Origin of the sequence: Shinella sp. (assembly GCF_035998705.1) — a bacterium.
Classification (GTDB): Bacteria; Pseudomonadota; Alphaproteobacteria; order Rhizobiales; family Rhizobiaceae; genus Shinella.
Genome location: NZ_DASYHH010000002.1, coordinates 55,644 through 77,668, shown reverse-complemented (window position 1 = coordinate 77,668; position 22,025 = coordinate 55,644). Strand labels below are relative to the sequence as shown.

19 protein-coding genes are annotated in these 22,025 nt (G+C 65.2%); 9 read left to right on the top strand and 10 right to left on the bottom strand.

The window, feature by feature from the left end; genetic code table 11:
- Positions 1–126 precede the first annotated feature (126 nt).
- Positions 127–1,431 carry an FAD-binding oxidoreductase gene (locus VGN93_RS00400; RefSeq protein ID WP_327505894.1) on the bottom strand — a complete coding sequence of 435 codons (1,305 nt, stop codon included), beginning with the start codon at positions 1,429–1,431 and terminating at the stop codon, positions 127–129.
- The gene (locus tag VGN93_RS00395) at positions 1,431–2,780 is read right to left on the bottom strand and encodes a glutamine synthetase family protein (RefSeq protein WP_327505893.1); all 1,350 of its coding nucleotides are present in this window, start codon (positions 2,778–2,780) and stop codon (positions 1,431–1,433) included. The genes VGN93_RS00400 and VGN93_RS00395 overlap by 1 nt, the downstream gene beginning before the upstream one ends.
- A 177-nt stretch (positions 2,781–2,957) precedes the next feature.
- On the opposite strand from VGN93_RS00395, the gene VGN93_RS00390 reads away from it, so the two are divergent.
- Positions 2,958–3,620, top strand: coding sequence for a GntR family transcriptional regulator (locus VGN93_RS00390; RefSeq protein WP_327505897.1), 663 nt, complete (start codon positions 2,958–2,960; stop codon positions 3,618–3,620).
- Here the strand turns inward: VGN93_RS00390 and VGN93_RS00385 are convergent.
- Positions 3,617–4,324: an MOSC domain-containing protein gene (locus VGN93_RS00385; RefSeq protein ID WP_327505892.1), complete on the bottom strand. Its 708-nt coding sequence runs from the start codon at positions 4,322–4,324 to the stop codon at positions 3,617–3,619. The two genes, VGN93_RS00390 and VGN93_RS00385, sit on opposite strands and share 4 nt — an antisense overlap.
- Positions 4,325–4,473: 149 nt before the next feature.
- On the opposite strand from VGN93_RS00385, the gene VGN93_RS00380 reads away from it, so the two are divergent.
- Positions 4,474–5,727 carry an FAD-binding oxidoreductase gene (locus tag VGN93_RS00380; RefSeq protein WP_319324828.1) on the top strand — a complete coding sequence of 418 codons (1,254 nt, stop codon included), beginning with the start codon at positions 4,474–4,476 and terminating at the stop codon, positions 5,725–5,727.
- Positions 5,728–5,902: 175 nt separating this feature from the next.
- Here VGN93_RS00380 and VGN93_RS00375 read toward each other — a convergent pair whose 3' ends face one another.
- Positions 5,903–6,343: an Lrp/AsnC family transcriptional regulator gene (locus tag VGN93_RS00375; RefSeq protein WP_256119571.1), complete on the bottom strand. Its 441-nt coding sequence runs from the start codon at positions 6,341–6,343 to the stop codon at positions 5,903–5,905.
- A gap of 112 nt (positions 6,344–6,455) precedes the next feature.
- Here VGN93_RS00375 and VGN93_RS00370 point away from each other — a divergent pair, with 112 nt between their 5' ends.
- A complete protein-coding gene (locus VGN93_RS00370; RefSeq protein ID WP_327505891.1) occupies positions 6,456–7,556 on the top strand; it encodes a saccharopine dehydrogenase family protein in 1,101 nt (366 codons plus the stop codon).
- A 162-nt stretch (positions 7,557–7,718) separates the two neighbouring features.
- Here the strand turns inward: VGN93_RS00370 and VGN93_RS00365 are convergent, their stop codons facing one another.
- From VGN93_RS00365 to hglS, 5 genes are all read right to left on the bottom strand, one after another.
- Positions 7,719–8,369: a pyridoxamine 5'-phosphate oxidase family protein gene (locus VGN93_RS00365; protein WP_327505890.1), complete on the bottom strand. Its 651-nt coding sequence runs from the start codon at positions 8,367–8,369 to the stop codon at positions 7,719–7,721.
- Between the two features lie 226 nt (positions 8,370–8,595).
- Positions 8,596–9,828: a pyridoxal phosphate-dependent aminotransferase gene (locus VGN93_RS00360; protein ID WP_327505889.1), complete on the bottom strand. Its 1,233-nt coding sequence runs from the start codon at positions 9,826–9,828 to the stop codon at positions 8,596–8,598.
- A gap of 6 nt (positions 9,829–9,834) precedes the next feature.
- On the bottom strand, positions 9,835–11,358 hold the full coding sequence (locus VGN93_RS00355) for an aldehyde dehydrogenase family protein (RefSeq protein WP_327505888.1): 1,524 nt from the start codon (positions 11,356–11,358) through the stop codon (positions 9,835–9,837).
- Positions 11,359–11,380: 22 nt separating this feature from the next.
- Positions 11,381–12,799 carry an FAD-binding oxidoreductase gene (locus VGN93_RS00350; RefSeq protein WP_327505887.1) on the bottom strand — a complete coding sequence of 473 codons (1,419 nt, stop codon included), beginning with the start codon at positions 12,797–12,799 and terminating at the stop codon, positions 11,381–11,383.
- 11 nt (positions 12,800–12,810) lie between these two features.
- Complete coding sequence (gene hglS / locus VGN93_RS00345) at positions 12,811–14,208, bottom strand: 2-oxoadipate dioxygenase/decarboxylase HglS (RefSeq protein ID WP_327505886.1); 1,398 nt, start codon at positions 14,206–14,208, stop codon at positions 12,811–12,813.
- A gap of 170 nt (positions 14,209–14,378) precedes the next feature.
- On the opposite strand from hglS, the gene VGN93_RS00340 reads away from it, so the two are divergent.
- Together VGN93_RS00340 and VGN93_RS00335 are read left to right on the top strand one after the other, a co-directional pair.
- Complete coding sequence (locus tag VGN93_RS00340; protein WP_319324610.1) at positions 14,379–15,272, top strand: LysR family transcriptional regulator; 894 nt, start codon at positions 14,379–14,381, stop codon at positions 15,270–15,272.
- 112 nt (positions 15,273–15,384) lie between these two features.
- Positions 15,385–16,668: an FAD-binding oxidoreductase gene (locus VGN93_RS00335; protein WP_327505885.1), complete on the top strand. Its 1,284-nt coding sequence runs from the start codon at positions 15,385–15,387 to the stop codon at positions 16,666–16,668.
- Between the two features lie 223 nt (positions 16,669–16,891).
- Here the strand turns inward: VGN93_RS00335 and VGN93_RS00330 are convergent, their stop codons facing one another.
- Positions 16,892–18,091 carry an MFS transporter gene (locus tag VGN93_RS00330; RefSeq protein WP_327505884.1) on the bottom strand — a complete coding sequence of 400 codons (1,200 nt, stop codon included), beginning with the start codon at positions 18,089–18,091 and terminating at the stop codon, positions 16,892–16,894.
- A 104-nt stretch (positions 18,092–18,195) separates the two neighbouring features.
- Between VGN93_RS00330 and VGN93_RS00325 the strand changes: the two genes are divergently transcribed.
- The 4 genes from VGN93_RS00325 (at position 18,196) to VGN93_RS00310 (ending at position 22,025) form a co-directional block, all read left to right on the top strand.
- Positions 18,196–19,017 carry a helix-turn-helix transcriptional regulator gene (locus VGN93_RS00325; RefSeq protein ID WP_327505883.1) on the top strand — a complete coding sequence of 274 codons (822 nt, stop codon included), beginning with the start codon at positions 18,196–18,198 and terminating at the stop codon, positions 19,015–19,017.
- A gap of 271 nt (positions 19,018–19,288) precedes the next feature.
- Positions 19,289–20,068: a precorrin-6A synthase (deacetylating) gene (cobF, locus tag VGN93_RS00320; RefSeq protein WP_327505882.1), complete on the top strand. Its 780-nt coding sequence runs from the start codon at positions 19,289–19,291 to the stop codon at positions 20,066–20,068.
- Positions 20,065–21,396 (top strand): precorrin-3B synthase, encoded by a 1,332-nt coding sequence (gene cobG, locus VGN93_RS00315; protein ID WP_327505881.1) that lies wholly within the window; start codon positions 20,065–20,067, stop codon positions 21,394–21,396. The genes cobF and cobG overlap by 4 nt, the downstream gene beginning before the upstream one ends.
- Positions 21,393–22,025 carry a precorrin-8X methylmutase gene (locus VGN93_RS00310; RefSeq protein ID WP_327505880.1) on the top strand — a complete coding sequence of 211 codons (633 nt, stop codon included), beginning with the start codon at positions 21,393–21,395 and terminating at the stop codon, positions 22,023–22,025. The genes cobG and VGN93_RS00310 overlap by 4 nt, the downstream gene beginning before the upstream one ends.

Below are 22,025 nucleotides of genomic sequence, written 5' to 3'. Positions count from 1 at the left end.
GAGATTGGATGGAGCAACCTCCCGCCCATCACAGAGGGTAGAGTGTGGGCGCTGTTCAAGCCTCTTGCCGATCTCCCCCCTTGAGGGGGAGATGGCCGGCAGGCCAGAGGGGGGTGGCTACGCCGACTACAGCCCGAAAGCGTCCTTGAACTGATACCACCACGAGCCGATCGTGGAATACTGTGCGCGGAACATGCGGCCGCCGGGGAAGGGGATCCAGGGGAGCTTTTCGAACTGGCTGAAGCGGGAGAGGTCGCCGTCGATGGCTTCCGAGAGGATGCGGCCGAAGAGGTGGGAGCCGGTGACGCCGTGGCCACTGTAGCCATGGGCGAAATAGGTGTTCCTGCCGATCTTGCCCATCTGCGGCACGCGGGAGAAGGAGAGGGCGAAATTGCCGCTCCAGGCGTAATCGATCTTCACGCCCTTCAGCGAGGGAAAGACCTTTTCGAGGTTCGGGCGCAGTTTGGCCTGAACGTCCGCCGGGTCGGTGCCGCCATAGACGGTGCCGCCGCCGAAGATCATGCGCTTGTCGGCCGACAGGCGGAAATAGTCGAGGATGTAGCGCACATCCTCGACGCACATGTCGCTTGGGATGAGTGCGTCGGCGCGACCGCCGAGCGGTTCGGTCGCCATCATCTGCGTCGAGACCGGCATGACGCGCGAGACGAGTTTGGGCACGACATGGCCGAGATAGGCATTGCCGCAGAGCACCGCGACATTGGCGGTGACGCTGCCTTTCGCCGTGTGGATCACCGGCTTTTCGGCCTCGTGCTCGACGCGGGTGACGGGCGACTGTTCGTAGATCACGCCGCCGAGCGATTCGAGCGCCTTCGCCTCGCCGAGCGTGAGGTTGAGCGGGTGCATGTGGCCGCCGGTCGTGTCCAACATGCCGCCGACATAGGCGTCGGTGTCGACGAGCTTGCGCATCGCCGCCTTGTCGAGCATCTGGTGGTCGTCCATGCCATAGCTCTTCCAGAGCGCCTTCTTGTGCTCCAGCTCCTTCATATGGGCGGGCGTATAGGCGGCATAGATGTTGCCGGTCTTCATGTCGCAATCGATGTCGTACTCAGAGACGATGCGGCGGATGATCTTGCCGCCTTCCTGCACGAGGCCGCCGACGAAGGCGCCGGCCTCGTCGCCATAACGGCGCTTGATCGTGTCGAGGCTGGCATTGAGGCCGTTGACGATCTGGCCGCCGTTGCGGCCGGACGCGCCCCAGCCGATGCCGGCACCTTCGACGACCACGACCCTGTAGCCCTTTTCGGCGAGGTGGATGGCGGTCGACAGGCCGGAATAGCCGGCGCCGAGCACGGCGACGTCGGCCGTCACCGCGCCTTCGAGAATTTTTGGCGTGCGCAGAATGTTGCGGGAGGCGGCGTAGTAGCTGTCGGGATAGGCGCCGTTGCCGGCATAGGATTCATTCGTGGCCATCAGACGATTTCCAGGTAGGCGCTGAATTCGAAGTCGGTCACCTGTTCGGCAAAACCGGCGATTTCCTGCCGCTTGCAGGCGATCAGCATGGAGCGGAGATCCGCGTCGAAGATTTCCGAGACGATCGCGCCGTTTTCGAAGGCGGTGACGGCGGAACCCCATTCCGAGGGGATGCGCGGCAATTGCGAGAGATAGGCGCGGCCCGAGACCGGGGCCGGCGGCTCCCATTTGTTGCGGATGCCGACGAGGGCGGCACCGAGGATGCCGGCCATGACGAGATAGGGATTGGCATCGGCGCCGGCGACGCGGTGCTCGATGCGGCGCGCCTTGTTGTTGCCGCCGGGAATGCGGATGGCGGCGGTGCGGTTCTCATAGCCCCAGGAGACGGAGGTGGGGGCGTGGGTATCCGGCCTGAGGCGCCGGTAGGAGTTGAAATGCGGCGCGAAGAGCAGGGTCGATTCCGCCATGCCGCGCGTCAGCCCCGCGACGGCGTGTTTCATGATTTCGGAGCCTTCCGCGCTGCCATCGTCGAAGACATTGTTGCCGTCGGCGTCGATCAGGCTGAAATGCATGTGCATGCCGCTGCCGGAGCGCATGCCGTAGGGTTTTGCCATGAAGGTGGCGGCAAAACCGTGTTTGCGCGCGATGCCCTTGATGATGCGCTTGAAGAACAGCGCGTCGTCGGCCGCCTTCAATGGATCGTCGGAATGCATGAGGTTGATTTCGAACTGGCCGATGCCGTTTTCGGCGACGGCCGAATCCGCCGGCACGTTCTGCCGCTCGCATTCGGCATAGACGTCGGAGAAGAACTGGCCGAAATCGTCGAGCTCGTCGATCGAGAGGATGGCGTCGGAATCCAGCCGTTTGCCGGTATAGGGCGAGATCGGCGGCTGCGCATGGTCGGGCTCGGCGTCGATCAGGTAGAATTCCATCTCGGAGGCGACGACGGGGCGAAGGCCGAGCTCGTGATATTGCCGCACGATATTGGCGAGCGCCTGACGCGGATCGGCGAGGAAGGGATCGCCGTTTTCCTTGAACAGCCAGAGCGGCACGACGGCGGAGGGTTTCAGCGTCCAGCTTACCGGAAGAGCCCCGCGGCCGGTCGCGGCACAGATGCCGTCCATGTCGCCCGAGGCGAAGACGTGGCTGGAGCCGACGATGTCCTCGCCCCAGACGTCGACGCCGACGATGGACAGCGGCATGCGGATGCCGCCCTTCAGCACCTTTTCCGCCTGCCCGACGGGCACGCGCTTGCCGCGCAGGATGCCGTTCAGGTCGCAGACGACGGCCTGGATGCTTTCCACGCCGTCGGCGGTGATCAGCCAGTTGGAGTCTTCGTTCGGGGTCATGGCTTTTTCCATATCACATAATTATTTTTGTGATCACATTTTGAAAATATGCACACTTTCTTGTCGCCGGTCAAGCTGCTAGAACCTGTTTCGAGGGCAGGATAACACCTCGCGGGCGGTCACAGGAGGGATGGATTGGGCATTTTGGCGCTTGAGCCGCTGGACCGGCCGGACGGCATGACGACGCATGAATATGCGCATCGTCGGCTTCGCCAGGCGATCATGGTGGGCTCGATCCGGCCGGGCGAATCGCTCACCATCCGCGGCATTGCCGAAGCCATGGAGAGCAGTCCGACGCCGGTGCGCGAGGCGCTGCGCCGGCTGAGCTCCGAGGGGGCGCTCAGGGTGCTCGACAACCGCCGCATCATGGTGCCGCGCATGACGGCCGACCGGTTTTCCGAGCTCGTCTCCCTGCGCTCGCTGCTCGAACAGCACGCCGCGCGCCGTGCCGTGCCGCACATTACCGAACGCCGCATCGACCGGCTCGCCGAGATCGACAAGGCGCAGGACGAGGCGATCGGGCGCAAGGACAATGCGACGGCGCTGCTGTTGAACCAGGAATTCCATCGCACGCTATACACCGCCAATCCCGAGCAGGTGATCATGCCGATGGTGGAGAGCATCTGGCTCCAGCTCGGCCCCTTCCTCGGCATCGCCATGGAGCATGTCGCCCAGCTCTATTTCGTCGATCGCCATGTGGAAGCCATCGAGGCGCTGCGCAAGCGCGACGAGGATGCCGTGGCGGCGGCGATCAAGGCCGATATTTCCGAGGGCATCGGCGGCTTCGAGCGCGCGGCGATCGAGAACCTGCTCAGGCTTGCCGGACAGTCGGTGGCCTAATCCAGGGTCACGATGTCGCCGCGGCCTATGCGGCCCGGGCTCAGCACTTTCGCCAGAACCCCGAAACCGCCGCCGCCATGTCTGGCGATGGTGTGCAACACGTCCTTGTCGAAGGGGATGCCAGGCTGGCCGAGCGCGGTGAAGGCGCAGCGGGTGCAGGGTTCGGTGATGTCGACGGTTGCAGCGCCGATGCGCAATGCTTTGCCGATCAGGCTTTGCTCGACGAAATCGACGTCGTTGTCGTCGGTCTGCACCAGGATGTTCGGGCGGAAGCGCCTGATGTCGATGATCGCCGCCGGCAGCAGGGCTTGCAGGCGCGCGAGCGACGCGGTGGTGAGGATATGCAGGTGGCCGCGGTCGTAGCGGGGTGCGGCGTCCGCCTCGCCGAAGGACCGGAAGCGGACGGGAAAACCGAGATGATCCGATGCCGTCTTGTCGGCGGGCGGCGAGGGGACGGCATGCCACGTCGTGCCGTCCTGGCTGATCTCGGGGCCGTCGGCGCCGATCCGGGATCGAAGGCCCGGCACGGGTCGCCAGCGCCGTTCGCTTTCCGGTGCGGCGACCGCAGCGCTGTCCGCGTCGAAGAGGCCCCATAGCCGGTCGCCGGCAATGCCGGTGTCGTCGAGGTCGGCGGTTTCGAGCCTTTCGCCGGTCAGCGAGCTGACGGGATAACGCCAGAGTTCGCTCGCCGTGCCAAACCGCATGCCGTGTCCTTTCGGGTGTCTCGTCGTGGCGGGAGGCTATCGTCCCGGCCGCCTGCGTCAAGGCGCTTTGCCGCAAGCAAGCGGCTTGCATCCCGCATTGGGGCCATGCAATGGATCAGGGCATGGGAATGTGGACTATGGGGCAGCACATGAAGACGGATGTCATTGTTCTCGGCGCAGGCGTGATCGGCATTTCGACCGCGATCCATCTGGCGCGGCGCGGCAAGTCGGTGGTGCTCGTCGATCGCCGCGGTGCCGCGGAAGAGACCTCCTACGGCAATGCCGGCCTGATCCAGCGCGAGGGCGTCTTCCCCTATGGTTTCCCGCACGATTTTGGCGCGCTGTTCCGTTATGCGCTGAACAACACGATCGATGCGCATTACCACCCGTCGGCAATCCCCGGCATCATCCCGTTCCTCGCGCGCTACTGGTGGCATTCCGGCTTCCGCCAGCACCAGAGCATCGCGCATCTCTATGCACCGCTGATCGAGAATTCGATTTCCGAACATGCCGACCTGATCGCCGCCTCCGGTGCCGAGGACCTCATCCGCAAGGACGGCTGGATGAAGGTTTTCCGCTCGGAAAAGGCGCGCGACGCGGCCTATGCGGATGCGGAAAAGCTCTCCGCCAATTTCGGCGTCAACCACCAGAAGCTGACGACGGCGGAGGTGGCTGCGGCCGAACCCTCCATCCGTGCGGAGCTGACCGGCGGCCTGCGCTGGACCGACCCCTGGTCGATCCTCGATCCGCAGAGCCTGATGAAGCGCTACCTTGCCTATTTCCAGTCGCTTGGTGGCACGCTCCAATCGGGTGACGCGGCGACGATCGAACATGTGCTGGAGGGCGAGGGCTGGCGCATCGCGACGCCGGACGGGCCGCTCGAAGGCAGGGAAGTGGTGGTGGCGCTCGGCCCCTGGGCCGATACGGTGACGCGCAAGCTCGGCTATCGCTTTCCGCTCGCCGTCAAGCGCGGCTACCATATGCATTACGGGGCGGAAGAGGGCGCGCATCTCAACAACTGGGTGCTCGATGCCGAGCGCGGCTATTTCCTGGCGCCGATGCAGCGCGGCATTCGCCTCACCACGGGCGCCGAATTCGCAAGGCGCGACACGCGCAAGACGCCGGTGCAGCTGCGCCGGGCGGAAAAGGTGGCGCGTGAATTCTTCCCGCTCGCCGAGCGCCGCGACGAGGAACCCTGGATGGGCTGCCGCCCCTGCACGCCGGACATGATGCCGATCATCGGCAAGGCGCCGCGCCATTCCGGCCTCTGGTTCGCCTTCGGCCACGCCCATCACGGCATGACGCTGGGTCCGATCACCGGCCGCGTGCTGGCGGAAAAGATGCTGGGCGAGCGCACCGTCATCAATATCGGGCCGTATCGGCCGGAGCGGTTCATCGCTTGACGGCGGTGATGTGAGGGCGAACTCACCCACCCTCCGTCATCCTCGGGCTTGACCCGAGGATCCATGCGACAAATTCAACGCCTGCGGTGATGCGTGGATCCTCGGGTCAAGCCCGAGGATGACGGAGGAGAGGTGCGTGGCCTCGTTGGGGGTCGTTGAGGCCGCAGGCAATCACCTACCGCCTGATCCGCGTCGAAAGAATGATCGACGACAGCGTGCGTTCCACGCCCTCGATTTCGCCGATGCGGTCGATCAGGTGGTCGAGTTCGGCGATCGATGTCGCTTCCACGATCGCGATCAGGTCGAAGCTGCCGCTGACGGAATGCAGCGTGCGCACGGCGGAGATGGCGTGCAGCTCGGTCGTGATGCGGGCAAGCGTTTTGGGCGCGATGGTGATCAGCACGTGGGCTTTGACCATGCCGCTTTCGTAGGCGTCGGAGAGTTTGACGCCGTAGCCGGCGATCACCCCATCGCGCTCCAGCCGGTCGATCTTTGCCTGCACGGTGGTGCGCGACAGCCCGAGCTTGCGGGCGATGGTCGCGGTCTGTTCGCGGGCGTTTTCGCTGAGGATGGCGAGAAGCTCGCGATCCTTGGCGGCTAGTGTCGTTATGCTCATATCCATCGTCATTCTGCCGATATCGATGATGTATTATGCCGGATATGGCGCTTTAAATCGACAGCTCCCGCCGGCAAAATAAGCGCATCAATTCATGCCGGAGGGAAATCACATGAAGGACATCGTCGTCATCGGCGCAGGCAAGATCGGCTCGACCATCGCGCGCATGCTGGCTCACAGCGGGGATTACAGCGTCACCGTCGCGGACCGTTCGGACGAGCAGCTTGCCGCCGTCGAGCGCCACGCCGCCGTCTCGACCAAGGTCGTCGACATTGCCGACGCTGCCGCCATGAAGGACCTGCTGACCGGCAAGTTCGCCGTGCTTTCCGCCGCGCCCTACCACCTGACGGTCGCGATCGCCGAGGCGGCAGCCGCCGCCGGCGTGCACTATCTCGACCTCACGGAAGACGTCGAATCCACCCGTCAGGTCAAGCGTATCGCAGAGACCGCCAAGACCGCCTTCATTCCGCAGTGCGGCCTGGCACCGGGCTTCATCTCCATCGTCGCCAACGATCTCGCCAGCCGCTTCGATTCGCTCGAAAGCGTGCGCATGCGCGTCGGCGCCCTGCCGCAGTACCCGTCCAATGCGCTCAACTACAACCTCACCTGGAGCACGGACGGCGTCATCAACGAATATATCGAGCCCTGCGAGGCGATCGTCGAAAGCGCGCTGATCGAAGTGCCGGCCCTGGAAGAGCGCGAAGAATTCTCGCTCGACGGCGTGACCTATGAAGCCTTCAACACGTCCGGCGGCCTCGGCACGCTCTGCGAATCGCTGAAGGGCAAGGTGCGCACCCTGAACTACAAGACGATCCGCTATCCCGGCCACGCCGCCATCATGAAGGCGCTGTTGAATGACCTCGGCCTGCGCCATCGCCGCGAAGTGCTCAAGGACATTTTCGAGAACGCGCTGCCGACCACCACGCAGGACGTCGTCATCGTCTTCGTGACCGTTTCGGGCCGCAAGGGTGGCCGCCTGATCCAGGAAACCTACGCCAACAAGGTCTACAGCGCGCCGATCGCCGGCATGCTGCATTCGGCCATCCAGATCACGACGGCCGGCTCGATCTGCGCCGTGCTCGACATGCTCGCCGACGGCACGCTGCGCGCTGAGGGCTTTGTCCGCCAGGAAGAAATCGCGCTCGAAGCCTTCCTCGCCAACCGCTTCGGCCATTACTACGCGCAGGAAAGCCACAGCGCCCGGGCCGCCTGAGTTCCCGGCAAGGCTTCAACGCCCCGGTTCGCCGGGGGCTATCGCATATGGAATTCGACTTTGCGGTTTTCACCTTCTCCCCGCGGGGAGAAGGTGAAAACGGCAACGGTTTCCCGCCATATGCGATAACCCTGCGGTTAAACCGGGGCGTTTTTCAACCGGTCAGTACAGTGTCCTGCGGTAATCTTCTTCCAGATCATCGTCTATCTTGCGCATCTCATCCTTGTCGCTGGGGGCGCCGGTCGTTTCATCCAGAATGATTTTCACGAGAGACGGCATCTCCGTGCGATCCTGGAAATGATCCGGGCTCCACAAATGCGAGCGCCGAAAGGCCTTGGCGCAATGCATGAAAACTTCGCTCACCTTGACCACGATCGCGAGTTTGGGCGCGCGGTCGTTGACGCTCATGCTCTTCAGAAGTTCAGGGTCGTTTACGAGGGTGGCCTGGCCGTTCACACGCAACGTGTCGTCAAACCCCGGAATGATGAACAGCAGCCCGACGCTTGGATTGGCGATGATGTTGACCAGCGTGTCCAGGCGGTTGTTGCCGGGCCTGTCCGGTATCGCCAGCGTCCGCTCGTCCAGAATTTTGACGAAACCGACAGGGTCACCGCGAGGACTGACATCCGCCTTTCCGTCGAGGTTCTGTGTGCCGATGCACAGGAAGGGTGAGCGCCGGATGAACTCTTGCGCATGCGCGCCGAGCGTGTCCTGACATTTCAGGATTGCCAGAGTATGGGTCGCTTCGAACAGGCCCCGAAGAGATTGTTCATCGGTTATGGAATATTCCGGCTTGATCTTGAATTCATTCATTCTGTTGCCTCCCGAGCCCTGATCCCGTTTCCTAGCGTTTCGGCATGTCGAATTATGAGGTACGTACATCAGAAATGATCGGTACAGCAAAATTTTGCGGCAATCAAGACGGCCGAGTTCGACCCGGCGCTGAAACAGCCGCCTCAGGAGCAATCTTTTTGGCAATAAGGGCGCAAACGTCACGGGAGAAGGCGCCTTCCGGCCCCTTCTCCCGGTGTCTGGCGGCTCAGGCGAGCTTTGCGCAGGCGTCCGCGATGCGCTTCAGGGCTTCGGTCAATTCCGCTTCCGACGTGGCGTAGGAGATGCGGAAGAAGGGCGAGAGGCCGAAGGCGGAGCCGGGCACGACGGCGACATGGGCGTCTTCCAGCAGGTAATCCGTGAAGTCGCTGTCGGCTTCGATGCGCTTGCCCCTGGGCGTTACCTTGCCGATCACGCCGGCGCAGCCGGAGAAGGTGTAGAAGGCGCCTTCCGGAGTGCGGCAGGTAAGGCCCGGGATGGCGTTCAGCGCCGAGACGACGAGGTCGCGGCGGTGCTTGAAGCTCGCCTGGCGGTCCTTCAGAAAATCCTGCGGGCCGTTGAGCGCCTCGACGGAGGCGGCCTGGCTGACGGAGGAGGGGCAGGAGGTCGCCTGGCTCTGGATGACGGCCATGGCCTTGATCAGCGCCTTCGGGCCGCCGGCATAGCCGATGCGCCAGCCGGTCATGGCATAGGCCTTCGAGACGCCGTTGATGGTCAGCGTGCGGCTCTTCAGGCGCGGTTCGATGGCGACGGGAGTGACGAATTGGAAGCCGTCATAGACGATGTGCTCGTACATGTCGTCGACCATCAGCCAGACATGCGGGTGCCGGAGCAGCACGTCGATGAGCGGGCGGTAGTCGGCCTCGCTGTAGGCGGCGCCCGAGGGGTTGGACGGCGAGTTCAGCAGCACCCAGCGGGTTTTCGGCGTGATCGCCTTTTCGAGCTGGTCGGCCTTGAGGCGGAAGCCGGCTTCGGCGTCGCAGGGGATCAGCACCGGCACGCCACCGCAGATTTCCACGATGTCGGAATAGGAGGTCCAGTAGGGTGTCGGGATGATCACCTCGTCGCACGGATCGATCGTCGCCATGAAGGCGTTGAACAGGATCTGCTTGGCGCCCGTTGCGACGGTAATTTCGTCGAGCGCGTAGTCGACGTTGTTTTCGCGCCGGAATTTCTCCGCGATCGCCTTCTTGAGGTCCGGCGTGCCGTCGAGCGCGGTGTATTTCGTCTCGCCGCGGTCGATGGCGGCCTTGGCGGCTTCCTTGACGTTGTCCGGCGTGTCGAAATCGGGCTCGCCCGCGCCGAGGATGATGACCGGCAGGCCGTCCTTCTTCATGGCGCTCGCGCGGGCGCCGATCTGCAGGATTTTCGAGACGCCGATGGCGGCGATACGCGAGGCGGGCGTAAAGCCCGCCTCCTCGGTTTTGGAGTGGCTATCCATGGCTGCTTACTCGATATCGAAGGAGACGCCCTGGGCGAGCGGTAGGGCCTTCGAATAGTTCACCGTGTTGGTGGCGCGGCGCATATAGGCCTTCCAGGCGTCGGAGCCGCTCTCGCGGCCGCCGCCGGTTTCCTTCTCACCGCCGAAGGCGCCGCCGATTTCCGCGCCGGACGTGCCGATGTTGACATTGGCGATGCCGCAGTCGGAGCCATCGACCGAGAGGAAGCGTTCGGCTTCCTGGACGTTCAGCGTGAAGATCGACGAGGAGAGGCCGGCGGCGACCGCGTTGTGGTCTTCCAGCGCCTTGTCGAAGTCGGAATATTTCATGACGTAGAGGATCGGCGCGAAGGTCTCTTCGAGAACCGGGCCGGCCTGCTTCGGCATTTCGACGATGGCCGGCTTGACGTAATAGGCCGTTTCCTTGCCGGCCTCGGTGACGCGCTCGCCGCCGGTGACGGTGCCGCCTTCGGCCTTGGCAGCTGCGAGAGCCTTCTGCATGCCGTCGAAGGCTTGGCGGTCGACGAGCGGGCCGACGAGGGCCGAGGTTTCCAGCGGGTTGCCTACGGAAACGCTTGTATAGGCCTTCTTCAGGCGCGGCACGAGCTGGTCGTAGACGCTGTCATGCACGAAGAGGCGGCGCAGCGTCGTGCAGCGCTGGCCGGCGGTGCCCATGGCGCCGAAGGCAATCGCGCGCAGCGCCATGTCGAGATCGGCGGACGGGCAGACGATGCCGGCATTGTTGCCGCCGAGTTCGAGGATCGAGCGGGCGAAACGCTTGGCCAGACGCGGGCCGACTTCCTTGCCCATGCGGGTGGAGCCGGTGGCCGAGACGAGCGCGACCTTGGTGTGGTCGACAAGCACTTCGCCGATGGCGCGGTCGCCGATCAGGACCTGGGAGAGGTTCGCCGGGGCTTCGCCGAAGCGGGCGAGGGCGCGCTCGAAGATCGCCTGCGATGCAAGCGCGGTGAGCGGGGTCTTTTCAGACGGCTTCCAGACGGTGGAATTGCCGGCGACCAGCGCCAGTGCCGTGTTCCACGACCAGACGGCGACCGGGAAGTTGAAGGCGGAGATGATGCCGACGACGCCGAGCGGGTGCCAGGTTTCCATCATGCGGTGGCCGGGCCGCTCGGTGGCGATGGTGAGGCCGTAGAGCTGGCGGGAGAGGCCGACCGCGAAATCGCAGATGTCGATCATTTCCTGCACTTCGCCGAGGCCTTCCGAGGTGATCTTGCCGGCTTCGATGGAAACGAGGCGGCCGAGATCGGCCTTGGCGGCGCGCAGTTCCTCGCCGAGCAGGCGCACGAGCTCGCCGCGCTTGGGGGCAGGCACGAGGCGCCATTCCTTGAAGGCGTCATAGGCGGCTTCGATCGCCTTGGCGGCGTCGGCGGCCGAAACGGTCTTCAGCCTGGCGATCTCCTCGCCGGTGACCGGGCTGTAGGAGGCCATGTCGCCGCCTTCCCAAGCGGCGCGGGGCACGCCGAGCTTATCGAGAAGGGCGGCGGTTTCCTGTTTCACGTCGACTTTCGTCATGGGTATTCTCCCTGATGTCTTGTTAAAAGGTCATGGCGCCGAGCAGGCCCGGCGAGGTGATGGTCTTCAGCCCGGCCGCCAGCCTGCGCAGCTCGTCCGGGGTGTATTTGTCATAAAAAGCCTGGTTCTTGCGGCCGATGGCGTGTTCCGCGCTGAAGCTGCCGCCGAACTGTTCGACCGCGACGGTGAAGACCCAGTCGCGCAGGTCCATCTCGAAATCGGGATCGGCGAGCCGCGGATCGTCCTTCGCCACGACAAGGTTGAAGTGCACGCCGCCATCGCCGATATGGCCGAAATCGCAGATCGTCACGTCCTCGAAGTGATCCGGCATCTCCGCCTTCATATGGGCAAGGAAGGGCATGATGTCACCCCGGCGGAAGGACAGATCGAAGGCGATCAATCGCCCGCTATGTTTTACGCCTTCGGACAGCGCATGGCGCAGCGCCCAGATCTCGTGCGGCGGGCCGACGAAGGCGTCGGCGAGCGGCGCGTCCTCGCGCTCCCAGATCGCGGCGAGCACCTCTTCCAGCACCGCATCGAGCGGCTGCTCGCCTTCGCGCGGCGGATTGGAGCGGGAGATCTCGGCGAGGATGACGAAATCCGGCACGATGCCGCCCTGGAAGGGATTGCGCAGCGAGGGCACGTGGTCGAGGGCTGCGCGCACGGCATTGCCGGACATGCCTTCGAAGGCGGAGAGGTAGCTGCCGAGCGCGTCTTCCATGGCGACGAGCAGGGTCGCGACCTGTTCGTCCGAGGCGGGCACGAGGAGGGCGGTCGCGGATTGTTTTGGCGAAGGTTCGAGGTTCAGCACGCATTCGGTGACGATGCCGAAGGCGCCGGAGGTGCCGATGAAGAGCTGCTTCCAGTCGACGCCGGTGTTGTTCTTGCGCAGGCCGGAGGAGAGGTCGAGCACGGTGCCGGCCTCGTCGGCGAGCACGATTGTCAGGCCCAGCGTGTTGCGGCGCACGTCGCCGTAGCGCAGGAACCGCGAGCCGCCGGTGTTGGTCGCGATCATGCCGCCGAGGCGCGGATCGGCGCCGAGGTCGATGGGGAAGAACAGGCCGCCTTCTTCCAGCCTGCCGTTGAGATCGGAGAGGCGCAGGCCCGCGCCGACCTTGACGGTGCGGTTGACCCGGTCGAGGTCGAAGGGGGCGGTGAGGCGGTCGAGGCTGAGCACGCCCTGGCCGCCGGTCGCATCCGGCGTGGAGCCGGAGACGAGGCCGGTATTGCCGGATTGCGGGACGAGGGCGATGCCGTTTTTCACGCAGTAGGAAACGACGGCGGAGACCTCCTGCGTGGAGGCGGGGCGGGCGACGAAGGCGGCGCGGCCCTTGTCGTAGCGCGCGCCCGTCTCGTAGGCAGCCATGTCGCCGGGCGCGGTGAGAAGACCCTTCTCGCCGAGCAGGCTTTTCAGCGTTTCGATATGGCGTGCCTCGACCATCGGCTTGTCCCTTACTCCGCAGCGGCCGCCATGTTGACGATGGCGAGGCACATTTCAAGCGAGGCGCGCTGGATGCCGGCATAGTGGGCGAATTCGTCGAGCACGGTCGCGCCCAGATCGCGTTCGAACATCACCTGGTTCGGGCTTGCGACGAAATCCTGCGCCGCGTCGTCGCCGAGGTTCGACTGGAAGATGCCCGCGGCGCTGACCGGCAGGAAATCTTCGTAGACGATCGGGTCGAACTGGATGAGGCCGGCTTCGATGGCGGTTTCAAGATCGGCCCTACGGCCGGAGACGTTTCTGCCCTTTTCGGTCAGCGAGTAGCTGAAATAGCCGAGCCCGGCCTTGCGGATGCCGTCCCAGGTGTCCGGGAAGGCCTTGAAGACATCGGCAAGGGCAGCCTCGTATTCGGCGGCGTTGGAGCCATCGGCGGCCGGGCGCACGCGGGCGCGGGTGTCGTTCAAAAGTTTGTCGTAGAGGGCGCGGCCCTTCGGCGTCAGCGCCACGCCGCGCTGCTCGATCTCGCCGAAGCGGGCGGTGTGCGAACCCTTCTGCCAGCTGCCGTCGGCGCCGATGAAGGAGACGGCCTCCTCCAGCGCCTTGAACGAGGTCTGGCGCAGCAGGATCGGGCACTTGCGGGTGGGCGGGCCTTCGACGATGGCCTTCGGCGCGATGCCCTCTTCCGGCATGCGGGCCTGCACCTTGTCGATGTCGAGGGTGCGCGGCGTCAGGTGGTTGATATGTGGTCCCTTGAAGGAGACGACGTCGGCGATGAGGCGATGCGCATCGTGCAGGCGCTTGTACATGTCGGTGCTGACGATGGCGTGGTCGTGCCAGCGGAAGGTTTCGAGCACTTCGCTCACAAGGCGGGCGGCATCGGCGGCATCGAGGCCGCCGTCACGCTCCGCCTTTTCCACCAGCGCGACGGCTTCGTCGGTGAAGATTTTTCGCGCTGCAAGCACCTCGGCGGCCTCGTTGCGTAGCGCCTCGTCGGCGATGAGATCGAGGCGGAGCAGCGAGGTGAAGACGCGGAACGGGTTGCGGCTCAGGCTTTCCGCGCCGACCGGGCGGAAGGCGGTTGAGTGGACGGGAACGCCGGCGGTCGAGAGATCGTAATAGCCGACAGGAAACATGCCCATGACGGCGAAGACGCGGCGCATCATCGACAGCTCTTCCCGCGTGCCGAGGCGGATGGCGCCGTGGCGCTCTTCCGAGATGCGGTCGAGCGAGTCGGTCGCTTCCAGGCGGTCCTTCAGCAACGGATCGGCGGCGAGCGTTTCGGCGTTCACCGTGGCGACCAGCGACATCAGCGTGCCATAGGCCGGAACCTCGTCCCGGTACATGGCGGACATGGCGGCGGAGAAATCCGAGCGGATCGTGTCGGCGGAAACGTGCGAATTTGCTTTCATGGGAAGCGGTCTCATCTGTTTAACGCAATTCCGGACGGAAAACCGTTTCACTCTTTTCCTGGAATTGCTTTACAAGGGTGGGAAGGCCCTGTTCATTCTCAAAACGGATAATACCGGATCGTTTCCTTGAGCGATTGCGACCGTTCTGACTATGTTGATGCGAGGAAAGAATGAAGCTCAGTCGAAGGCTGATCCCGGACGTGACCACGCTGCAGGCCTTCGAATGTGCCGCGCGCCATGGCAGCTTCACGCAGGCCGCCCACGAGCTGAACCTCACCCAGAGCGCCGTCAGCCGGCAGATCAAGGATCTCGAGGAACAGCTCGGCGTGCTGCTGTTCGAGCGCGTGCGCCAGCGCGTGGTGCTGTCGGAGGACGGGCGGCGTTTCCTGCCGGAGGTGCGCAAGCTGTTGCACCAGACGGAAGAGACCATGCTGCGCGCCATGGCGTCCGCCTCGTCCGAACACAGCCTCTCCATCGCCACGCTGCCGACCTTCGGCAGCCGCTGGCTGACGCCGCGCATTCCGGGCTTTCTGGCTCAGCATCCGGGCACGATCGTCAACATCGCCTCGCGCTCCGCACCTTTTGACTTTGACGAGGAGAATTTCGACCTGGCGATCCACTATGGCCAGCCGGTCTGGGCGCGGGCGGCCTGCTCCTACCTGTGCAGCGAGGTCATCCTGCCGGCGGCGAGCCCGGCGCTCCTGGAATCCTGGAAGCTTTCCGAGCCGAAGGACCTGGAGGCCGCACCGCTGCTGCATCTCGCCACACGGCCGAAATTGTGGGCGCAGTGGTTCGAGCTGAACGGCGGCGCGTCGGACACGGCCTATCGCGGCCATCGCTTCGACCAGTTCGCCATGGTCATCGAATCGGCCGTCGCAGGCCTCGGCTTCGCGCTGCTGCCGCGTTACCTCATCGAGCAGGAACTGGCGAGCGGCCGGCTCGCGGTGGTCTTCGACCGGCCGATGGAGACGCAGAACAGCTATTACCTCGTGCTGCCGGAGGGAAAACTGGAAAACCCGCTGAGCCAGGCTTTTCGCGCGTGGATCGCCAAGGAAGTTCCCTGAGGGGGTATCATGCGGATGAGGCATGACCCCGTTCGCAATTTTTGCTTTAGTCCCGGTGCCGCATCGCCGATGGTGCGGCCAGAAAATTCTCCTCCGGAAAAGACAGACGCCCATGCTCAACGACCCGCGCTCCCATGGCCTTTGGGAGCTGACCGCTCCGCCCGCACCCGAAACCGTCGCCTTTTCCGGAACGGCGGAGGCGGATGTGGTGATCGTCGGCGGCGGTTACACCGGCTTTTCGACGGCGCTGCACCTGGCGGAGCGCGGCACGCGGGTCGTGCTGCTCGAAGGGGCGGAGATCGGTTATGGCGGCTCGGGGCGCAATGTCGGCCTCGTCAATGCCGGCATGTGGGTGATGCCGGACGAGCTGCCCGGCGTGCTGGGCGACGAGCATGGCGGCCGGCTGCTGGAGCTGCTCGGCAATGCGCCGCGCGCGGTGTTCGACCTCGTCGAGAAACACCGGATCGACTGCGAGATCAACCCGGCCGGCACGCTGCATTGCGCCGTCGGCCAGTCCGGCCTCGACGAATTGAAGCAGCGCGCCGAACAATGGGCGCGGCGCGGTGCGCCGGTGCGGCTGCTCGATGCAGCCGAAACGGCGGTGAAGGTCGGCACGGACGCCTATGCCGGCTCGCTGCTCGACCTGCGCGCCGGCACGATCCAGCCGCTCGCCTATGCGCGCGGCCTGGCGCGGGCGGCGATAACGGCCGGGGCACAGGTTTTCACCGCAAGCCCGGTGACGGGTGCGGAGCGGACGGGCAAGCGCTGGACGGTGAACACCGCGCGCGGTTCGGTGACGGCGGATTGGGTGGTCGTCGCCACCAATGCCTATACGGTGGCGCCCTGGAACGAGGTGCGCGCCGAACTGCTGCACCTGCCCTATTTCAACTTCGCCACCGTGCCGCTTTCGCGCGAGATGCAGGCGAAGATTTTGCCGGAGAAGCAGGGTGCGTGGGATACGAAGGAGATCCTCTCCTCCTTCCGCTTCGACAAGCGCGGCCGGCTGGTGTTCGGCAGCGTCGGCGCGCTGCGCGGCACCGGCACCGGCATCCACAAGGCCTGGGCGCGGCGCGCGCTGAAAAAACTGTTTCCGGAGATCGGCGATATTGCCTTCGAGGCGGAATGGTACGGCAAGATCGGCATGACCGCCGACAACCTGCCGCGCTTCCACCGGCTTGCCGAAAACGTCATCGGCTTTTCCGGCTATAACGGCCGCGGCATCGCGCCCGGCACCGTCTTCGGCCGCACGCTGGCGCAGCTCGTTTCCGGCGAGATCGCGGAAAAGGATTTGCCCCTGCCGGTGAGCGAACCGGAGGCGCAGTCGTTCCGCTCGGTGCGGGAAGGCTATTACGAGCTCGGCGCGCAGATCGCGCATTTGGCCGGGGCACGCATTTAAGGTTTTCCTGCAATGAAAAACGCCCGGCATGAGCCGGGCGTCGAATTGCGGACAAAGTCCCAAAACCTCTCCTCCGTCATGCTCGGGCTTGTCCCGGGCATCTGCAACCCTTTGATTTAACGATACGTTGGCAGATCCTCGGGACAAGCCCGAGGATGACGTGGAGTGTTCGTGGGGCCTGTCGGCAAACTGACGCCCGGCTCATCGCCGGGCGTTTTGCGTCTCAGTGTTTGCCCGGCAGGCGGGGCAGCAGGATCGTCAGGATGCCGAGCAGCGGCATGTAGGAGCAGACCTTGTAGATGAAGTTGATGCCGTGCGTATCGGCGAAGCCGCCGAGCACCGCGGCACCGAGGCCGCCGGCGCCGAAGGCGAAGCCGAAGAAGATGCCGGCGATCATGCCGACGCGGCCCGGCACCAGCTCCTGCGCGAAGACGACGATGGCGGAAAAGGCCGAGGAGAAGATCAGGCCGATCAGCACCGTCAGCACGCCCGTCCAGAACAGGTTGGCATAGGGCAGCATCAGCGCGAAGGGGATGACGCCGAGGATCGAGAACCAGATGACGAAGCGCGTGCCGAAGCGGTCGCCGATCGGGCCGCCCATGAAGACGCCGACGGCGGATGCGCCGAGGAAAAGGAACAGCATCAACTGCGCATCGCGCACGCCGAGGCCGAAATTCTCGATCGTGTAGAAGGTGAAGTAGCTGGAAAGGCTGGAGAGGTAGACGTTCTTCGTCGTCGTCAGCAGAACGAGCACGGCGAAGGCCCACATGACGCGGCCGCGCGCCAAGGGCAGTTCGCGGCTGACGGCGGGGCGTCCGGCGGCAAGCCGGCGCTCGCCGGCATACCAGTTGCCGACCCAGGTGAGCAGGACCATGCCCACCAGCGCCACGGCCGAGAACCAGGCGACGCTCGTCTGGCCGAAGGGCAGCACGATGAAGGCGGCGAGCAGCGGGCCGATCGCCGTGCCGGCATTGCCGCCGACCTGGAACATCGACTGCGCGAGGCCATGGCGGCCGCCGGAGGCAAGGCGCGCGACGCGCGAGGATTCCGGATGGAAGATCGCCGAGCCGAGGCCGATCAGGCAGGCGCCGAAGACCAGCATGGGGAAGGAATGCGCATAGGCGAGCAGGATGAGGCCGACGAAGGTGCTGCCCATGCCGACCGGCAGCGAGAAGGGCATCGGCCAGCGATCCGTGACGATGCCGACGGCGGGCTGCAGGAGTGACGCCGTGACCTGGAAGGCCATGGTCAGCAGGCCGATCTGCACGAAGTCCAGCGCGTAGTTTTCCTTGAGCAGCGGATAGAGCGACGTCAGCAGCGACTGCATGATGTCGTTCAGCATGTGGCAGACGCTGACGGCGACGATGATGGAATAGGTGGTGCTGGCAGCCGCGCGGGGCGCTGCGGGAACGACAGTGGACATAATGGCCTCGAATGATCCGCCCGGTATTGACGCCGCTCTCATACAAGGATTGCCTGCGGCCTGCTTTTGTGCTGAGGTCCATTTCTTACGCGAGTGGGCCAAAGATGGAAAAACTCACCCAGGAGCGCCTGCGGGCGCTCGACGACGATCACATCCGTACCCTTTCGTCGCTGGAACAGTCCAACGAGGACGTTCTGATCCGCAGTTCGGAGATTCCGGGCGGGTATGTCGTGCCGCCGCACCGCCACCGGCGCACGCAGTTTCTCTGCGTCTTTGCCGGCGTCGTGCTGGTCGGCACGGAGCGCGGCCGCTGGATGATCCCGCCCGGCCATGCGCTGCTCATCCCGCGCGGGCTCGAACATTCCGTCGAGATGTACAGCGATGTCAGCATGCGTTCCGTCTACATCTACTCGCCGGAAGGGCTGGCGGCCTCGCTGGAGCCGGCCGTGCTGGAGGTGACGGACCTTGCCCGCCAGCTGATCACCGAGGCGGTGCGGCAGGGGCCGGTTCCCGAGGAGCGCGGCCGGGCCGATCTCGTCATGGCGCTGCTGCTCGACGAGATCGGCCGCCTGCCGGAACGCCGTCTCGGCCTGCCCTTTCCGGCAAGCGGCCGGCTGGCCGGGCTTTGCCGCGATTTCGTCGAGCAGCCCTCGCCGACGGCGAAGATCGACGACTGGGCAAGACACCTCAACATGAGCCGGCGCACCTTCACGCGGTTCTTTCGCGAGGAAATGGGGGTCAGCTTCGTGACCTGGCGGCAACAGGCCTGTCTGTTCGCCTGCCTGCCGCGGCTTGCGGCCGGCGAGCCGGTGACGCGCGTCGCGCTCGATACGGGCTATGAAAGCGTGCCGGCCTTCACCACCATGTTCAAGCGCATGCTGGGCGCCTCGCCGCGCGCCTATCTCACGAGCCGCGCAGCCGCCTAGGACCAATCGACATTCAGCCCATGCCGGCTTGCAAATGGCGATTTTCCGCGCTTCCGGTGCTCACGTACCGAAAGTACGCTGCGCTCCGGATCACGGAAACTCACCATTTTCGGCACGGCCTGAACTGAATGTCGATTGGTCCCAAGTCTCAAAAAGACCGGCAAAGGACGCGTTTCGGGGACTGTTTTCCGTGGGCTTTTGGGATTAGGAAGGGGTGCGGGATCCAAATCGGGCCGCAAACCGGGAGCGGATGCCGCACGGGAGACGGAATTTGAGAAAACTACTGGTCATCGGGATCGGCGCGGGCAATCCCGAGCACATGACCGTTCAGGCGATCAATGCGCTGAACCGGGCGGATGTGCTGCTCATACCGGTGAAGGGCGACGAGAAGGCCTTTCTCGCCGACGCGCGCCGCGAGATCTGCGACCGGTTCCTGACAAACCCCGCCTGCCGCATCTGTGACTACACCGTGCCGGTGCGCCGCGCCGACGGTTCCTATGAGGACGGCGTGCACGACTGGCACCGCGCCATCGCCGCCGTCTACCAGCGCACGCTTCTGAACGCGGTCGGCGAGGACGAGACGCTCGGCCTGCTCGTCTGGGGCGATCCGATGCTTTACGACAGCACGCTGCGCATCGTCGAGCATGTCCGCACCGCCGGGCGCGTCGCCTTCGAGACGGAGGTCATTCCCGGCATCACCAGCGTGCAGGCGCTTTGCGCCAGCCACGGCATCGCGCTGAACCGCATCGGCCTGCCCGTGCAGATCACCACCGGCCGCAGGCTTTCCGAAGGCTGGCCGGACGGCACGCGCGACGCGCTGGTCATGCTGGATGGCGTGCAGGCTTTTCGCACGGTGGCGGATGCGGATGCGGACATTTGGTGGGGCGCCTATCTCGGCACGCCGCACGAAATCCTGCTCTCCGGCAAGCTCGCCGAGATAGCGCAGACCATCAGCGACACCCGCCGCGATGCGCGTGAAAAACACGGCTGGATCATGGATACCTACCTGATCCGCCGTCCCGCAACCGAAAGCGAAGAGGGCGCGGCATGACGGCGATCCTCGCCCTCGAGCGCACCGTCCTCCGCCGGGGTGCCTGTCCATCCCTTGCCACGCCGATGCAGACGGGTGACGGCCTGCTGGTGCGCCTGCGGCCCGTCGCGGCTGCGCTCACTGCGCGGGACCTGCATGCGCTTGCCGATCTCGCACGCGAACATGGCAACGGCCTGATCGAGATCACCGCCCGCGGCAATTTTCAGCTTCGCGGCCTGAGCGCGGATACGGTGCCGCGCCTCGCGGCGGGTCTTTCGGCCGCCGGCACCGTGCCGCAAACGGGTGTCGCGATCGAGGTGCCGCCGCTTGCGGGCGTCGACCCGTCCGAAATTGCCGATGCGACGCCGGTTGCCGAGGCGCTTCGTCATGCCATCGCGGGTAAGGGGCTCCGGCTTGCGCCGAAACTTGCCATCGTCGTCGATGGTGGCGGCCAGCTTAACCTTGGCGACATGGTTGCCGATATCCGGCTCGACGCCGTTGCGCAGGCGGAGGGATTTGCCTGGCGGCTGTCGGTCGGCGGAGACCGGACGACCGCGAAGGCTGTGGCCCTGCTCTCTCCTGAAGCGGTCATCGACGGCACCGTGACGGTCGTCGAAGCCCTTGCTGTCATCGGCCCGGCCGCGCGGGGGCGCGACCTCGATCCGGAGGCGCTGAGTGCCGGTCAGGTTCCGCTTGCGCTGCCTCCCATGCCGTTGCGGCATCCGCTCGGCCTTCACGACATCGGCGGCGAAAGCGTGCTCGGCTTTGCGCCCGCCTATGGCCAGATGCATGCCGACCATCTGGCTGCCCTTCTGGACGGGCTGTCCGCCTGCGGCGCCGTCGAATTCCGCCTTGCGCCGCATCGCACGCTTCTGGTCCGCGGCCTCTCCGAGGCGACGCTTGCCGCCGCTCGGGTGCATGCCGATCGCGAAGGTTTCTGGAGCTCGGCCGATGCGCCGGGGCGCGCGATCTCGATCTGCGCCGGGGCCGCCGGCTGCGCCTCCGGCACCTTCGACACCCATGCGGCGGCGGACGCCCTGGTGGCGCATGCGGATGTGCTGCTGGATGGTTCCGTCGACGTGCACATTTCCGGCTGCCCGAAGGGCTGCGCCCATCCGGCCGGCGCTGCCGTCACACTCTGCGGAACGGTAGCCGGCGTCGGTCTCGTTGCGCATGGCCGGGCTAGCGATGTGCCCACGGCAACGGTTTCCCCCGAAACGCTGGAGCCCGCAATCCAGCGCATCGGCACCCTCCTGCGCGCGCGCCGCGCGGAAAACGAGACGGCCAAAAGCCTGCTCGACCGCACAGCGCCCGCGACCCTCGCTTCCGCATATCAAGGCCTCACATGACCGAGTACGACTACATCAAGGATGGCAACGCCATCTATGAAAAATCCTTTGCGATCATCCGCGCGGAGGCCGATCTGTCGCGTTTCTCCGAGGCGGAAGCCGATGTGGCGGTGCGCATGATCCATGCCGCCGGCCTCGTCGAGGCGGCGCCGCATTTCGTCTTCTCGCCGGATTTCGTCGCCTCCGCACGCGGCGCACTTCAGGCCGGCGCGCCGATCTTCTGCGATGCCGAAATGGTCGCCCGTGGCGTGACGGCGGCGCGTTTGCCGGCGAACAATGACGTCATCTGCACGCTGCGCGATCCGCGCACGCCAGAACTTGCCGCGGAAAGCGGCAACACGCGCTCGGCGGCCGCCATCCGGCTCTGGCTCGATCGCATGGCGGGCTCCGTGGTGGCGATCGGCAATGCGCCGACGGCACTGTTCTACCTGCTCGAACTGCTGCGCGACGGCGCGCCAAAACCGGCGGCGATCCTCGGCATGCCGGTCGGCTTCGTGGGCGCGGCGGAATCCAAGGATGCGCTGGCGGAAAATTCCTATGGCGTGCCCTATGCCATCGTGCGCGGCCGCCTCGGCGGCAGCGCCATGACGGCGGCCGCCCTCAATTCGCTGGCGAGGCCGGGACTATGA

What these genes read in the sequence shown, in the direction of transcription:
- VGN93_RS00400 (WP_327505894.1), bottom strand. Translation starts at nt 1,431, where the DNA reads ATGGCCACGAATGAATCCTATGCCGGCAACGGCGCCTATCCCGACAGC.
- VGN93_RS00395 (WP_327505893.1), bottom strand. Translation starts at nt 2,780, where the DNA reads ATGACCCCGAACGAAGACTCCAACTGGCTGATCACCGCCGACGGCGTG.
- VGN93_RS00390 (WP_327505897.1), top strand. Translation starts at nt 2,958, where the DNA reads ATGACGACGCATGAATATGCGCATCGTCGGCTTCGCCAGGCGATCATG.
- VGN93_RS00385 (WP_327505892.1), bottom strand. Translation starts at nt 4,324, where the DNA reads ATGCGGTTTGGCACGGCGAGCGAACTCTGGCGTTATCCCGTCAGCTCG.
- VGN93_RS00380 (WP_319324828.1), top strand. Translation starts at nt 4,474, where the DNA reads ATGAAGACGGATGTCATTGTTCTCGGCGCAGGCGTGATCGGCATTTCG.
- VGN93_RS00375 (WP_256119571.1), bottom strand. Translation starts at nt 6,343, where the DNA reads ATGAGCATAACGACACTAGCCGCCAAGGATCGCGAGCTTCTCGCCATC.
- VGN93_RS00370 (WP_327505891.1), top strand. Translation starts at nt 6,456, where the DNA reads ATGAAGGACATCGTCGTCATCGGCGCAGGCAAGATCGGCTCGACCATC.
- VGN93_RS00365 (WP_327505890.1), bottom strand. Translation starts at nt 8,369, where the DNA reads ATGAATGAATTCAAGATCAAGCCGGAATATTCCATAACCGATGAACAA.
- VGN93_RS00360 (WP_327505889.1), bottom strand. Translation starts at nt 9,828, where the DNA reads ATGGATAGCCACTCCAAAACCGAGGAGGCGGGCTTTACGCCCGCCTCG.
- VGN93_RS00355 (WP_327505888.1), bottom strand. Translation starts at nt 11,358, where the DNA reads ATGACGAAAGTCGACGTGAAACAGGAAACCGCCGCCCTTCTCGATAAG.
- VGN93_RS00350 (WP_327505887.1), bottom strand. Translation starts at nt 12,799, where the DNA reads ATGGTCGAGGCACGCCATATCGAAACGCTGAAAAGCCTGCTCGGCGAG.
- hglS (WP_327505886.1), bottom strand. Translation starts at nt 14,208, where the DNA reads ATGAAAGCAAATTCGCACGTTTCCGCCGACACGATCCGCTCGGATTTC.
- VGN93_RS00340 (WP_319324610.1), top strand. Translation starts at nt 14,379, where the DNA reads ATGAAGCTCAGTCGAAGGCTGATCCCGGACGTGACCACGCTGCAGGCC.
- VGN93_RS00335 (WP_327505885.1), top strand. Translation starts at nt 15,385, where the DNA reads ATGCTCAACGACCCGCGCTCCCATGGCCTTTGGGAGCTGACCGCTCCG.
- VGN93_RS00330 (WP_327505884.1), bottom strand. Translation starts at nt 18,091, where the DNA reads ATGTCCACTGTCGTTCCCGCAGCGCCCCGCGCGGCTGCCAGCACCACC.
- VGN93_RS00325 (WP_327505883.1), top strand. Translation starts at nt 18,196, where the DNA reads ATGGAAAAACTCACCCAGGAGCGCCTGCGGGCGCTCGACGACGATCAC.
- cobG (WP_327505881.1), top strand. Translation starts at nt 20,065, where the DNA reads ATGACGGCGATCCTCGCCCTCGAGCGCACCGTCCTCCGCCGGGGTGCC.
- VGN93_RS00310 (WP_327505880.1), top strand. Translation starts at nt 21,393, where the DNA reads ATGACCGAGTACGACTACATCAAGGATGGCAACGCCATCTATGAAAAA.